The organism is Sphingomonas sp. GW821-FHT10F09, from assembly GCF_058809195.1.
On the sequence record NZ_JBXASI010000004.1, the window covers coordinates 68,029 to 82,107 of the forward strand.

14 protein-coding genes are annotated in these 14,079 nt (G+C 69.9%); 7 read left to right on the forward strand and 7 right to left on the reverse strand.

Annotated elements, in window-relative coordinates:
• Window positions 1-15: 15 nt before the first annotated feature.
• Entirely contained in the window at window positions 16-444 is a 429-nt protein-coding gene (locus AC1RTO_RS13120; RefSeq protein WP_493161595.1) for a nucleoside deaminase, read from the reverse strand.
• Between the two features lie 60 nt (window positions 445-504).
• Complete coding sequence (locus tag AC1RTO_RS13125; protein WP_293874889.1) at window positions 505-714, reverse strand: hypothetical protein; 210 nt, start codon at window positions 712-714, stop codon at window positions 505-507.
• 170 nt (window positions 715-884) lie between these two features.
• Here AC1RTO_RS13125 and rpmB point away from each other — a divergent pair, with 170 nt between their 5' ends.
• Entirely contained in the window at window positions 885-1,184 is a 300-nt protein-coding gene (rpmB, locus tag AC1RTO_RS13130; protein WP_293874892.1) for a 50S ribosomal protein L28, read from the forward strand.
• A gap of 90 nt (window positions 1,185-1,274) precedes the next feature.
• Here rpmB and AC1RTO_RS13135 read toward each other — a convergent pair whose 3' ends face one another.
• Window positions 1,275-2,285, reverse strand: a complete 1,011-nt coding sequence (locus AC1RTO_RS13135) for an esterase-like activity of phytase family protein (protein WP_493161281.1) — start codon at window positions 2,283-2,285, stop codon at window positions 1,275-1,277.
• A 163-nt stretch (window positions 2,286-2,448) separates the two neighbouring features.
• On the opposite strand from AC1RTO_RS13135, the gene AC1RTO_RS13140 reads away from it, so the two are divergent.
• Window positions 2,449-2,829, forward strand: coding sequence for a glycine zipper 2TM domain-containing protein (locus tag AC1RTO_RS13140; protein WP_493161282.1), 381 nt, complete (start codon window positions 2,449-2,451; stop codon window positions 2,827-2,829).
• A gap of 178 nt (window positions 2,830-3,007) precedes the next feature.
• Here AC1RTO_RS13140 and phbB read toward each other — a convergent pair whose 3' ends face one another.
• The 4 genes from phbB to AC1RTO_RS13160 all read right to left on the reverse strand — a co-directional run bounded on the left by phbB (window position 3,008) and on the right by AC1RTO_RS13160 (window position 9,078).
• The gene (phbB, locus tag AC1RTO_RS13145) at window positions 3,008-3,730 is read right to left on the reverse strand and encodes an acetoacetyl-CoA reductase (RefSeq protein WP_493161283.1); all 723 of its coding nucleotides are present in this window, start codon (window positions 3,728-3,730) and stop codon (window positions 3,008-3,010) included.
• Window positions 3,731-3,803: 73 nt separating this feature from the next.
• Entirely contained in the window at window positions 3,804-4,829 is a 1,026-nt protein-coding gene (gene hemH / locus AC1RTO_RS13150; RefSeq protein WP_493161284.1) for a ferrochelatase, read from the reverse strand.
• Complete coding sequence (locus AC1RTO_RS13155) at window positions 4,826-7,030, reverse strand: xanthine dehydrogenase family protein molybdopterin-binding subunit (RefSeq protein ID WP_493161285.1); 2,205 nt, start codon at window positions 7,028-7,030, stop codon at window positions 4,826-4,828. The genes hemH and AC1RTO_RS13155 overlap by 4 nt, the downstream gene beginning before the upstream one ends.
• A 347-nt stretch (window positions 7,031-7,377) precedes the next feature.
• Entirely contained in the window at window positions 7,378-9,078 is a 1,701-nt protein-coding gene (locus tag AC1RTO_RS13160; RefSeq protein WP_493161286.1) for a class I adenylate-forming enzyme family protein, read from the reverse strand.
• A 77-nt stretch (window positions 9,079-9,155) separates the two neighbouring features.
• On the opposite strand from AC1RTO_RS13160, the gene lgt reads away from it, so the two are divergent.
• The 5 genes from lgt (at window position 9,156) to AC1RTO_RS13185 (ending at window position 14,066) form a co-directional block, all read left to right on the forward strand.
• Window positions 9,156-10,064, forward strand: a complete 909-nt coding sequence (gene lgt, locus AC1RTO_RS13165) for a prolipoprotein diacylglyceryl transferase (protein ID WP_493161596.1) — start codon at window positions 9,156-9,158, stop codon at window positions 10,062-10,064.
• A gap of 127 nt (window positions 10,065-10,191) precedes the next feature.
• Window positions 10,192-11,193 carry a class I SAM-dependent methyltransferase gene (locus tag AC1RTO_RS13170; RefSeq protein ID WP_493161597.1) on the forward strand — a complete coding sequence of 334 codons (1,002 nt, stop codon included), beginning with the start codon at window positions 10,192-10,194 and terminating at the stop codon, window positions 11,191-11,193.
• Entirely contained in the window at window positions 11,190-11,699 is a 510-nt protein-coding gene (locus AC1RTO_RS13175; protein ID WP_493161287.1) for a GNAT family N-acetyltransferase, read from the forward strand. Before AC1RTO_RS13170 ends, AC1RTO_RS13175 begins: the two co-directional genes overlap by 4 nt.
• 11 nt (window positions 11,700-11,710) lie before the next feature.
• Complete coding sequence (pgeF, locus tag AC1RTO_RS13180) at window positions 11,711-12,487, forward strand: peptidoglycan editing factor PgeF (RefSeq protein ID WP_493161288.1); 777 nt, start codon at window positions 11,711-11,713, stop codon at window positions 12,485-12,487.
• 265 nt (window positions 12,488-12,752) lie between these two features.
• Entirely contained in the window at window positions 12,753-14,066 is a 1,314-nt protein-coding gene (locus AC1RTO_RS13185; protein WP_493161289.1) for a cystathionine gamma-synthase family protein, read from the forward strand.
• Window positions 14,067-14,079: the final 13 nt, after the last annotated feature.

The following is a 14,079-nucleotide window of genomic DNA, read 5'->3' on the forward strand; positions in this document are numbered from 1 at the left end:
GGGACAGGCGGTTCGTCAGCGGCGCTCCCGGAAGAAATCGCGTAGCAACGCCGCGGCCTCCGCCTCGCCGATTCCGCCATACACCTCCGGCCGATGGTGCAGCGTCGGCTGGCCGAACAACCGCGGGCCATGCTCCACCGCACCGCCCTTGGGATCGCTCGCCCCATAATAGAGCCGCGCGATCCGCGCATGCGCGATCGCGCCAGCGCACATCGCGCATGGCTCCAGCGTCACCCACAGGGCGCAATCCTCCAGCCGGTCGCGCCCCAGCGCCGCCGCGGCTTCGCGGATCACGCGCATCTCGGCATGGGCGGTGGGGTCGCACAGGGCGCGCGGCGCATTGCCCGCGACCGCGATCACCTCGCCGGCACGAACCAGTGCGGCACCGACCGGCACTTCGCCGGTCCGCGCCGCACTCGCCGCGGCATCGAGCGCGCGGCGCATCGGGATCGGCAGGGGGAACATCGCCGCCCCTCCTGCCGACGCCGCCGGATCAGGTAAAGCCTATTGGGCGTTGCCCGGCTTTTCGACGTTCACCGTGGGGACGGCGACCGTCTTGTTCTCCGTGCCCACGCTAACGCGCGCGACATCCGCCTTGAACTGCGGTGCCTGCACCACGGCAGAGCGGGTCTGGTCGATGTTGATGAGACCGAAATACATCAACGCGACCACGACGAGCGCGATGATCCCGATCAGTGCGAGCAACGTGCGCATGCCGACATCCCCTTGGCTTTGACCTTTACGATGGCGTAACAACGCCGCGGCACCGACTTCCGTTGCATGATCCGATCCGGACCGGCCGGCGTCGGGGAAAGGTTGACGGAAGGGTGGAGAGCCGCTAGTGGCGCCGACTTTCCGGGCAACCGAATTCAGGATCAAAAACCATGTCGCGCATCTGCGAGCTGACCGGCAAGGGCCGGCAGGTGGGGAACAACGTTTCCCACGCCAACAACAAGACCAAGCGTACGTTCCTGCCGAACCTGCAGAACGTCACGCTGATCTCCGATTCGCTCGAGAAGAGCGTGCGCCTGCGCGTCTCGACGCACGGCCTGCGTTCGGTCGAGCATAACGGCGGCCTCGACAACTGGCTGGTGAAGACGAGCGAGGACAAGCTCTCGCTGCGCTGCCGCCGCCTGAAGCGCGAGATCGCCAAGAAGCTGTCGACGACCGCAGCCGCCGCCTGACGCGATTCCGGGGCGCCACCGGCGCCCCGCGCGATGGCCATGGTGCGAAGGCCCGCTGCTCCGACGAGCGGCGGGCTTTTGGCGTGTGCCCTACCGGTCGAGCCGGAACTTGAGCAGCAACGTACGTTGCAGCAGCGACTGGTTGTCGTCCGACACCATCCAGACGATCGTCGCGCCCTTCTCCTGCGTCGTCGCCAGCCCTTCGAAATTGTCGTGGATCAGCGGCGAATCGAGCGTCGCCAGCAACGTGCCGCGCAGTTGCGCGCCCGGCCGGATCGCGGCGGCGGGGATTCGCGACAGGCGGTTGCTGAACCGGTAGGGCAGGCGAAAGGCGCGATCGAGCACCAGCAGGTCGCCGTCGGGCAGAGCGGTGACGTCCGCCGGATCGAATCGCGGTGCGGGCAGATAGGCGAACGGCAGCGACCGGGTGGCGATCGGATCGCCGGGGAAGATCAGCGCCTCGCGACTCTGCAGCCGCTCCGCCTCCGATCCGCGCCAGCGCCGGGTCGCTACGTGGCGTTCCTCCCCGATCACGACGAATCGCCCGTCGGGCAACCGCGCCATCGATTCGGGGCCACCGTTGGCCGGCCATGAGGCCATGCCCGCCGGCTGCCGCTGCGCCTCCGCGCGCGCGAAGCCGGGGGCATAGCGCCAGATCGCGTTATAGCGTTCGAAGCCGACCCAGATCCGGCCCGTCACCGGATCGACCGCCATCGATTCGCTGTCGCGGTCGCGCTTCTCCCAGCCGATCCCCGGCCCGGCCGGCAGGTTGCGGAAGCGGATGCGCCGCGGCGCCCAGTCGGCGCTCATCGTGAAGCTCACGACGTTGCCGCCGTCGCTCAGCATCGTGAAGCGATTGCCGTCCGGCTGCGGCACAACGGCCAGCGCCGAATAGCCGCCGAACGCGGGATCGACGCTGCGCAGGCGCACGCCGCCCAGATAGGTGAGCGCGCCGAGGCGGACATGGCGCGGGTCGGCAGGGTCGAGGTCGACGCGGGTCGCGACCAGTTGCGGCCGGTTGCCGAGCAGCGCCAGCCGCTCCCCGCCGGTCCAGCCGGGGACGAGCAGCAGCACCGCCAGGATCACGAACACGATAGGCATGTCCGCCTCCATAGGGGGCGTGCCGGGCAGCGATAGCCTGAACGGCGGATAACGAGCGCATTCAGGCTCGGCTCAATGCGAATCGGCCAGAAGAGGGACATCGACGACGGGCAGGCCCTCCACCGGACCGCCACCAGTCGGAAGACTTTACGGGAGAAGACCCATGCTGAAGACCCTGAGCCTCGCCGCCGCCGCCCTCACGATGACCGCCGGCGCCCTCGTCCCCGTGACGCCTGCCGTGGCGCAGCGCGGCTATTACGGCGATCGCGGCTATGACCGTGGCTATCGCGACGACCGGGGCTATCGTGGTGACCGCGTCTATCGCGGCGACCGCGGCTATTATCAGGATCGCGGCAATCGCGGCGGCCGCCGTTGCAACAACGGCAGCACCGGCACCATCGTCGGCGCGATCGCCGGCGGCCTGCTCGGCCGCACCATCGACACCCGCGGCGACCGCTCGCTCGGCACCCTCGGCGGCGCCGTCGCCGGTGGCCTCGCCGGCCGCGCGCTCGAACGCTCGGATCGTCCCGGTTACTGCCGCTAAGCGGCAGTGCGCAGCCCTCGTGTAGCGTTTGAGGGCGGAGGGGGTCGGCTCGTCAGAGCCGGCCCCCTCATGTTGTAGCGGGGCGCGGGGCACGCCCGCGAAGCCGTCGGCGGACGGGTTCGGAACGTCGCCGACCCGCCGGCCGTGCCGGTTCTCGTGCGCGCCGCGCCGCGAACCGTCAGTACATATGCTGGCCGCCGTTGATGCTCAGCGTCGATCCGGTGACGAAGCCGGCCTCGTCCGAACACAGGAAGGCGACGCCGCGCGCGATCTCGCTCGCCTGGCCCAGCCGGCCGACCGGGATCTTGGCGACGATCTTCTCGAGTACGTCGGAAGGGACCGCGGCGACCATGTCGGTGTCGATATAGCCCGGCGCGATCGCGTTGACGGTGACGCCGGTGCGCGCACCCTCCTGCGCCAGCGCCTTGGTGAAGCCGTGGATGCCCGATTTCGCCGCCGCGTAATTGACCTGGCCGTACTGTCCGGCCTGACCGTTGATCGAGCCGATATTGACGATCCGCCCCCATTTGCGTTCCCGCATGCCCGGGAACACCGCCTTGGCCATGTTGAAGCAACCGCCCAGATTGGTGTCGATCACTTCCTTCCACTGCTGATAGGTCAGCTTGAGGATGGTGCCGTCGCGGGTGATGCCGGCATTGTTGACGATGATGTCGACCGGCCCCAGCTCCGCCGCGACCTTGGCGCAGCCTTCCTGACACGCATCGTAATCCGCGACGTCCCATTTGTAGGCGGGAATGCCGGTGCGCTCGGTGAATTCGCGGGCGCGTTCGTCGTTGCCGGCGTAATTGGCGGCGACGGCGATGCCCGCCTCCTGCAGGGCGAGACTGATCGCCTCGCCGATCCCACGCGTGCCACCCGTGACGATCGCTACTCTGGCCATCAGTATCTCTCCCGTTCCGTTGCCGCGAAGCTAGGGCAGACGCCCCGGAAGTGGCAATGGCCGTAGCGTAATTTTACATGTCCTGATCGACCCAGCCGCGCAATTCGCGCGCCAGCAGCGTCTTCAGCATCGCGATGCCGGGCGCGCCGTCGTTGAGGCAGGGCAGATAGGCGAAATCGGTGCCGCCCGCCGCGACGAAGCTTTCGCGCCCGCGGATCGCCAGCTCCTCCAGCGTCTCGAGACAGTCGGCGGAAAAGCCCGGCGCGATCACCGCGACCTTGCGCACGCCCCTCGCCGGCAGCGCTTCCAGCGTCTCGTCGGTCGCCGGGCCGAGCCATTTCGCCGGGCCGAACCGCGACTGGAAGGCGACCAGTAGGTCGCGCCCGGCCAGGGTCGGCGCCAGCGCCTCCCCGAGCAGCCGCGCGGTCTTCTGGCAATGGCAATGATAGGGATCGCCCAGTTCCAGCGTCCGCTTCGGCATGCCGTGGAAACTGGCGACGATCGCATCGGGCGTGAAATCCAGCCCGGCGAGTTGCATCTCCACCTGCTCTTTGAGCGCACCGATATAGGCGGGATCGTCGTGATAGGGCGGCAGGGTCCGGATCGCGGGCTGCCAGCGCAGGCCGGCGAGGGCCGCGAACGCCTTGTCGTTGGCGGTCGCGGTCGTCGCGGCGCAATATTGGGGATAGAGCGGCGCGATCAGGATGCGCTCGCAGCCCGCATCCTTCATCGCGATCAGCCGGTCGGCGATCGGCGGGTTGCCGTAGCGCATCGCATAATCGACCAGCACGTCCGGCCCGAACGCGCCCTGCAGCGCCTGCGACTGGCGGCGGGTGATCGCGGCGAGCGGCGAGCCCTCCTCGCTCCACACCAGTCCATAGGCATGCGCCGACTTCTTCGGCCGCGTGTTGAGGATGATGCCGCGCAGGATCGGCTGCCACGCGATCGCCGGAATCTCGACCACGCGCTTGTCCGACAGGAACTCGCCCAGATAGCGTTTCACCGAGCGCGCATCGGGGGCGTCCGGGGTGCCGAGGTTGGTCAGCAGGACGCCGATTTTGCGTGGCGGAATCGGGGGATGGTCGGCGGGAAGGATCATATTGCCGGCCTTAGCGGCAGGTGACGCATCCGCATACCGGTCGCCGCGTGCAGCGCGTTGGCAATGGCGGGCGCCACCGCGGGCACGCCCAGTTCGCCGACGCCGCCCGGCGCTTCGTCGGAGGCGACGAATTCGACGATGATGTCGGGGGTGTCGGCGAGGCGCGGCAGCGCGAGTCCGGCGAAACCGCGCACGTCGGTGCGCCCCGCGGTCAGCCCGGTCGATGCGCCGAGCGCCTGCGCCAGACCGAAGATCAGCCCGCCCTCGATCTGTTGCAGCACCAGGTCGGGGTTGATCGTCCGCCCGCAATCGACCGCGGCGACGAGGCGCTCGACCCGCGGGCGGCCGCCCTCGCCCATTTCGGCCTCGGCGAGCACCGCGATATGGCTGCCGCGAAAGCTGTGGCAGGCGATGCCCTGCCCACTGCCAGGCTGGCCGCCGCCCCAGCCGCCGAGCGCCGCGACCGTGGTCAGGCAGCGCGCCAGCCGCGCGTCGCCGCCGAGCATGCCGATCCGGTAGGACAAGGGCTCGGTGCCGGCGACGCGGGCCAGTTCGTCGAGGAAGGATTCGGTGAAGAAGGCGGTGTAGCCATGCGCGCCGCCGCGCATATGCCCGGTGGGCACGCCGATGGCCGCGGCATGGTGGTGGATCGCGAGCGCCGGGATGCGATAGGGCGGCAGCGCACCGGCGACCGGATAGGGATCGCCGCCGCCGAGCGCGAGCCCGGCGGCGTCGGGCAGCAGCCGGCGCGCCAGCTCGTGCCCCGTGGCGGGCGCGGCGATCGCCATGTGCCAGGCGGCGATGGCGCCGTTGCCCGACAGGCGCGCGCGCATCCTCGCCTTGGCGGGAGGGCGGAAAAGGTCGTGCGCGACGTCCTCGCCGCGCGACCGGACGAGGCTGACCGGGCGCTTCAGCCGCATCGCCAGCACCGCCGCCTGCTCCGCCACCAGCGGGTCGAGCGTCGCGCCGAATCCGCCGCCGCCCAGCGTCGGGTGGACGACGACCGCGCCTTCGTTCAGCCCCGCCGCCCGCGCCGCGGCGGCGCGCGCGGCGGCGGGCGCCGCAGTCGGCAGCCAGAGTTCGAGCCGGCCGTCGCGCCACGCGGCGACCGCGCTCGCGGTTTCCAGCGGCGCATGCACGCCGAGGCCCGCGCCATAGTCGGCGGTGACGACGCCGCCGCCGTCGAGCAGCGTCCCGATCTCGCCGGTCGCCGCGATCCGTTCGCCCTTCGTCGCCAGCGCGGCGTCGAGGCTGTGCGCGATCGCGGCGCTGTCGACCACCGGACCGGTCGTGGCGAAGCGCGGCGCCATCGCGTCGAGCGCGCGGTTCGCCGCCCACCAGGTGGTCGCGACCGCCGCCACCCAGCGTGGGGTCTCGACCACCGCGAGTACGCCGCGGACGCGATCGGCGGCGGCGCGGTCGACCCGGATCGGGCGGCTGTCGCCGATCGGCCCCTGCCGGATCGCGGCATGAACCATGTCGGGCAGGCGGATATCGCCGGCGAACCCCGCCGATCCGTCGACCTTGGCCGGCGTGTCGAGCCGCGGCAGCGACCGGCCGGTGAGCTTGCCCGCGCCCTGCACCCCGATCGCCAGCGGGTCGGGGACCGATTCGCCGGCGGCGTCGGCGGCGAGCGCGGCGAAGCGCAGCCGCTGGCTGGCATGGACGACGAACCCCGCATCGACCGCGCAATCGGTCCATGCAACGCCCCATCGCCGCGCCGCCGCCTTGCACAGCAGCGCGCGCGCGGCGGCACCGGCGGTGCGGCACCCCTCCTCGAACATCCGCACGGATGTGGAGCCGCCGGTGACGATCAGCCCGGTGCGTTCGGCGAAGCTCTGGCGCAGGCCGTCGGGCAGGCGCGCGAAGCCGCCTTCGAACAGTTCCTCAAGCGCGAGCGGGTTGGCGTAGAGCGGGTTCAGCGGCGCCGCCTCCACGCCGACGGTGCGCCAGTCCGCGCCCAGTTCGTCCGCGACGATCTGCGCGAGCGCAGTGTAGATACCCTGTCCGTGTTCGAGCTGTGGCACCGCGACGGTGACATGGCCATCGCTGCCGATCTTCAGCCACGCCCCGAACGGCGTTTCTCCCGGCGCGGCGGCGAGGTTCGGCTGATACCGCCGCGGCCACACACCCCAAGCGACGATCAGCCCGATTCCGGCGCCGCCGCCGATCAGCACGTTCCTGCGGGTGGGCCTCTCCATCGCCCGCGGCTGTATCGGCTGCACGAACGGGTGGAAAGGGCGCGGCAGGCTGGTGCGCGCGAAGACGCGACAAGAAGGGTTTTGCGCGCGGAGGCGCAGAGGACGCGGAGGGTAGCGGTCCGGCGATACGTTCCCACCCACGCCACGTCATCCCGGCGAACGCCGGAATCGATGCTTCGATGCGGTCGGACGATACGGGCAACGCTGCCGTCAGCATATCCATGGATCCCGGCATGCACCGGGATGACGGACATGGGGCGGATCAGCGTATTCTTGCCCCAGACCCTCTCTGCGTCCTCCGCGCCTCTGCGCGCCCAATCCCTCGCGTCGACCGAACCTCGCCCGGATCAGGCCACCGCACGATAGGCGCTCCGCAGCGCGACCTTGTCGATCTTCTCCGTCCCCAGCCGCGGCAGCGCGACGTCGGACACCCAGATGCGGGTCGGCACCTTGAAGGCGGCGATATGGTCGCCGAGGAACGCCTGCAACGCCGCCTCACCCAGTACCGCGCCGTCGCGGGCATGGACGACCGCGCCGGGGACCTCGCCGAACCGCTCGTCGGCGAGGCCGAACACCGCCGCCTCCGCCACCGCCGGATGCGTGTAGAGCGCCGCCTCGACCTCCTGGCACGAGATGTTCTCGCCGCCGCGGATGATGATGTCCTTCTTGCGGTCGACGATGAACAGATAGCCGTCCTCGTCGAGGTAGCCGATGTCACCGGTACGGAAATAGCCGTCGGCGGTCATGCACGCCGCGGTCGCCTCCGGCCGGTTCCAATAGCCGAGGAAGTTGCAGATCGTGCGGATGCACACCTCGCCGCGCTGCCCCTGCGCCACCGGGCTACCGGCATCGTCGAGGATGGCGAGGTCGACCAGCGGCGCCGAGGGGCGCCCGGCGCTGTTCGGCTTGGCGAGATAGTTGCTGCGCCAGTTACCAGTGCCGACCGCATTGGTTTCGGTCAGGCCATAGCCGATCAGCGGCGCCCCCCCTCCCTTCGGCCCACCCATCTCGGCATCGATCCGGCGGACATGCTCGACCGGGCGCGGCGCGCCGCCCGCGGCGAAGTCGGTGACGCTCGACAGATCGTAGTCGCCGCGGTCGGGATGCGTCAGGATCTCGAAGCTCATCAGCGGCACGCCGACGAAATAGCTGATCCGCTCCTGCTCGATCAGCCGCATCGCCTCGCGCGCATCCCATTTCGGCATCAGCACCAGCTTGCGGCCCATCGCGAAGCTCTGCAGCATCACCGGAATCTCCGCGGTGACGTGGAACAGCGGCAGCGTGAGCAGCGTCGAAGGCTGGTCGGTCGGCGGGTTGCCGTCCTGCGTGGCGATGCCCAGCATCATCAGCGCCTGCGCCAGATAGTTGAAGATGCCCTGCACGATGCCGCGGTGATCGGCGAGCGCCCCCTTCGACTGGCCGGTCGAGCCCGAGGTGAACAGGATCGTCGCATGGTCGGTCGCGCCGATCGCGGGCAAGGTGCCGCCGCCATCCGCGCCCGCGGTCAGCCCCGCCAGCGCGGCGTCGAGCGGCAGCGTGTCGTCGATCGTCAGCACCGGCGCGGTCGCCTGCGCCACCTGGCCCAGCCGCTTGGCACGCGGCGGATCGGCGAAGACGAGGGTGCAGTCCACCTCCCGAATCGCCGCGTCGAGCTCCTCCGCCTGCCACCAGCCGTTGAGCAGCGTCGCGACCCCACCCGCCATGACGATGCCCATGTAGAGCACGATCCACGACGGCGAATTGCGCATCGCGATGCCGATCCGGTCGCCCCGGTTGACCCCGTGCGCAGCGACCAGCGCCTGCGCGACGCGGGTCGCGGTGGCATGGACCTGTGCGAAGGTCAGCCGCTCGTCCCCGGCGACGAGGAAGGTCTTGGCGCCATGTTCCTGACAATAATGGGCGAAGTAATAAGGCAGCGACGGCGGCGCGGCGGCGATGACCGGATAGCTGCGGCCGTCGCGCATCGTCGATCCCAGCGCCAGCATGCCACCCGCGCCGGTCAGCGCGGCCATGGTCGCGTCCATGCGCTCGTCGAGGGGCGTCCGCATATCTCTCTCCGCTTGGTCTTGTGCCTTTGGCCCACTATGCAGACCGCGAACCCCGGGGGAAAGCCTTGATCCTGTCCATGCTCGCCGCCGCCGCCCCCACCGTCGTCCAGAATGCGCTGGGCACGGGCGGCAGCCATATCCGCTTCGCCGATCTCGGGTTGCATCCCGACATCTTCTCGATCGGCTTCTTCACGCTGCGCTGGTACAGCCTCGCCTATATCGCCGGCATCCTGGTCGGCTGGTGGTATCTGCTGAAGCTGCTCGCACAGCCGGGCGCGCCGATGGCGCGGCGCCATGCCGACGACCTCGTCTTCTACGCGACGCTGGGCATCATCCTGGGCGGGCGGATCGGCTATGTGCTGTTCTACGCGCCCGACATGTTCCTGCATCCGCTGCGCATCTTCCGCCTGTGGGACGGGGGGATGAGCTTCCACGGCGGCGTCATCGGCACCTCGATCGGGCTGATCCTGTTCGCCCGCAAGCACCGGCTCGACTGGCTGCGGGTGCATGACTACATCGCCTGCGTGGTGCCGTTCGGCCTGTTCTTCGGCCGGCTCGCCAATTTCGTGAACGGCGAATTGTGGGGCAAGCCCGCCGACGTGCCATGGGCGATCGTGTTCGAACGCACCGTGCCGTTCGACGTGCCGGAGCCGGCGCGTCACCCCAGCCAGCTGTACGAGGCGGGACTCGAGGGGATCGTCCTGTTCGCGATCCTGTGGTTCGCCTTTTGGCGGACCAGGACGCGCTACCAGCCGGGCCGGCTCGTCGGGCTGTTCGTCCTGGGCTATGGCGTCGCGCGGTTCATCGTCGAATTCTTCCGCGAACCCGATGCGCAGTTCCGCGGCACCTTCATCGAGGCGACCGGCATCCACATGGGCCAGTGGCTGTGCGTGCCGATGATCGCGGGCGGCCTGTACCTGATCCTCACCGCCCCCGGCCGCCGCACGCGGGTGGAGCCGATCGCGGGATCGCAGAGCGTCGCGTAGCGATCCCCGTCTGCGCGGGCGCGCCGCTTACCCCCTTGCGCGCCCCCCGCCCCGCCGTCATTCCGGCAGGGTGACCGAAGCCTCCCTTCCCGACCGTCTCGCCCGCGCCATCACGCTCGCCGGGCCGATGCCGGTGTCGCAGTTCATGGCCGCCGCCAATGCGCATTATTATGCGACGCGCGACCCGTTGGGCGCCGCCGGCGACTTCACCACCGCGCCGGAAATCAGCCAGATGTTCGGCGAACTGGTCGGCCTGTGGTGCGCGGACCTGTGGGACCGCGCCGGGCGGCCCGCCGTCGCCTGGGTCGAGCTGGGGCCGGGCCGCGGGACGCTCGCCGCCGATGCCTTGCGCGCGATGGCCAAGGCGGGGCTGACGCCGCCGGTCCATTTCGTCGAGACCAGCCCGCTGCTGCGCGCCGCGCAGGCGGAGCGCGTGCCCGATGCGACCTGGCACGACACGGTCGACACGCTGCCCGCCGACACCGCGCTGATCGTCGTCGCCAACGAATTCTTCGACGCGCTGCCGATCCGCCAGCTGATCCGCCGCGGCGCGGGTGACGGCGGGGGCGGCTGGCACGAACGGCTCGTCGCCTGTCAGGACACATTGTTCCTGCCGATCGCGGGCAAGCCGGTGCCGGTCGAACTGCTGCCCGAACCGCTCCGCGACGCGCCCGCCGGATCGGTGCTCGAGATTTCGCCCGCGAGCGTCGGCGTGATGGCGTCGCTCGCCCGGCGGATCGCCGCGCAGGGCGGTGCTTTGCTCGCGGTCGATTATGGCTACGAGGGCCCCGCGCTTGCCGAGACGTTGCAGGCGGTACGCAGCCATGCCTTCGCGAATCCGTTCGAGGCGCCGGGCGACACCGACCTGTCCGCGCACGTCGATTTCACCACGCTCGCCGCCGCGGCGCAGGCCGCGGGCGTGGTCGCCTGGGGGCCGGTGACGCAACGCGACCTGCTCGGCCAGCTGGGCATCGACGGCCGCGCCAGCGCGCTCGCCCGCCACGCGCCCGACCGGGCGACGGCGATCCTCGCCGACCGGTCGCGGCTGATGGAGGACATGGGAACGCTGTTCAAGGCGCTCGCCGTCACGCATCGCGACTGGCCCGTCCCGGCGGCGTTCGGCGCATGACCGCGACGCTACGCACCCCGACGGTCGCCGATGCGGAGACGATCGCCGCGCTGATGGCGACGTGTTTCACCGCGACCTTCGGCCATCTCTACGCCCCCGCCGACCTCGCCGCCTTCCTCGACGGGCTGACGCTGGAACGCTGGCGGGCGGAGCTCGCCGACCCCGCCTTCGCCTTCCTGCTGGCGGAGGAGGGGGACGTCGCGGTCGGTTTCGCGAAGCTGGGACCGCATGCGCTGCCGGTCGAGCCCGCCGGGCCGATGATCGAACTCCGCCAATTGTACCTCGTCGCCGGCCAGCAGGGCAGCGGCCTTGCCGCGCGGATGATGGACCGGGTGATCGCCATCGCCCGCGAACGGGGCGCGGCGGAGCTGTTCCTTTCGGTCTATGTCGACAACGTTCGCGCGCGCCGCTTCTACGAACGCTACGGGTTCGAGGAGATCGGGCTCTACACCTTCATGGTCGGCAACCATGCCGACGAGGATCATCTGATGCGGCTCACCCTGTGACGATGGATAACATGACGAGGGATGACACGACGGTAGAGGTCATCCGGGCGCGCCACCTGTCGGGGGTGGCGCATGGCTTCCTCGGCCGGCGCGGCGGCCTGTCGGTCGGGGCGACCGCGGGGCTCAACGTCGGGCTGGGATCCCTGGACGATCCCGCCGCCGTCGCCGGAAACCGCCGCCTCGCCGCCGCCACGGTGGCGCCGGGCGCGACGCTGACGACTTTGTATCAGGTTCATTCCGCCGACGTGGTGACGGTCGCGGCGCCCTGGGCCGAAGCCGACCGGCCGCAGGCGGATGCGATGGTCACCGATCGCCCCGGCGTGCTGCTCGGCATTCTCACCGCCGATTGCGCGCCGGTACTGTTCGCCGACCGCGAGGCCGGCGTCGTCGGCGCGGCGCATGCCGGGTGGAAGGGCGCGATCGGCGGCGTCACCGACGCGACGATCGCGGCGATGATCGCGCTCGGCGCGCGCCGCGAGCGCATCGTCGCCGCAATCGGTCCGTGCATCGCCCGCACCTCCTACGAGGTCGACGACGGCTTCCTGCGTACCTTCGCCGCCGCCGATCCGGCGAACGAGCGCTTCTTCGCGCCCGCGCGCGTCGGCCATCACCAGTTCGACCTCGAAGCCTATGTCGCCCATCGCCTCGCCGCCGCCGGCCTGACCCGGATCGAGGCGCTCGGCCTCGACACCTATGCCCATGAGGACCGCTTCTTCAGCTTCCGCCGCGCCACGCACCGGGCGGAGGCGGATTATGGCCGCCAGATCAGCCTGATCGCCGCCGGTTAGCACCCGTTGGACGACGGCGGCGGCAAACCCCTGATCGGCTTCGGAAAACGGCTGTCCCCTGTCCTACGCTGCCCGCCGGCTCTATCGGGTGACGACCGTGACGGGGCGGCGGATCGGTACAGGAATGGAAACGATAGGGCCGGATCGTTTTCGTCAAGGTGTTCATGTTGTCCATGTCGGCGACCGTTTCACCCGCTCCGCCCGCCGCATGGATCGTTTCATTCGATACGATCCAGGTCTATGCTCCTGTCATAAGGAGAGTTGCATGCCCGACGAAGCAGAGATGACCGGCGTAGCCAGCGGCACCCCCGCCCCCCAGGTGGAGCGGATCGGCGATCGCAAGCTGAAGCCCAGCACGATGATGATGGGCCATGGCTTCGACCCGGCGCTGTCCGAAGGCGCGTTGAAGCCGCCGATCTTCCTCACCTCGACCTTCGTCTTCCCCAATGCCGCCGCGGGCAAGCGCCATTTCGAGGGCGTCACCGGCAAGCGGCCGGGCGGCGCCGACGGCCTCGTCTATTCGCGCTTCAACGGCCCCAACCAGGAAATCCTCGAGGACCGGCTCGGCATTTGGGAAGAGGCGGAGGACGCGCTCGCCTTCTCCAGCGGCATGTCCGCGATCGCGACGCTGTTCCTGGCGATGACCAAGCCCGGTGACACAATCGTCCATTCCGGCCCGCTCTATGCGGCGACCGAGACGCTGATCGGCCGCATCCTCGGCAAGTTCGGGGTCAAGTGGCTCGATTTCCCCGCCGGCGCGACCCGCGCGGAGATCGACGCGGTACTGACCGAGGCGAAGACCGGCCATGTCGCGCTGATCTACCTCGAAAGCCCCGCCAACCCGACCAACGCGCTGGTCGATATCGAGGCGGTCGCCGCCAGCCGCGACGCGATCTTCGCCGATGCCGCCGAAAAGCCGCCGATCGCGATCGACAACACCTTCCTCGGGCCGCTGTGGCAACAGCCGCTGCGCCACGGTGCCGACATCGTCGTCTATTCGCTCACCAAATATGCCGGCGGCCACAGCGATCTGGTCGCGGGTGGCGTGCTGGGGACGAAGGCGCACATCAACACGATCCGATCGATGCGCAACACGATCGGCACGATCTGCGATCCGCACACCGCATGGATGCTGCTCCGCAGCCTCGAGACGCTGGAACTGCGGATGAGCCGCGCCGGCGAGAATGCGGTCAAGGTCTGCAACTTCCTGCGCCATCACCCCAAGGTCGAACGCGTCGGCTATCTGGGTTTCCTGCCCGACACACCCGGCATGGAGCGGCAGGCGGACATCTACGCCCGTCATTGCACCGGTGCCGGCTCGACCTTCTCGCTGATCGTCAAGGGCGGCGAGGCGGAGGCGTTCCGCTTCCTCGACGCCTTGCGCATCGCCAAGCTGGCGGTGTCGCTGGGCGGCACCGAGACGCTCGCCAGCCACCCGGCGGCGATGACGCATCTGTCGGTGCCCGAGGAGCGCAAGGCAGCGCTCGGCATCACCGACAATCTGGTCCGCATCTCGATCGGCGTTGAGGACGCCGACGACCTGATCGCCGACTTCGACCAGGCGCTCAACGCGATCTGACCCATGCCCCTCC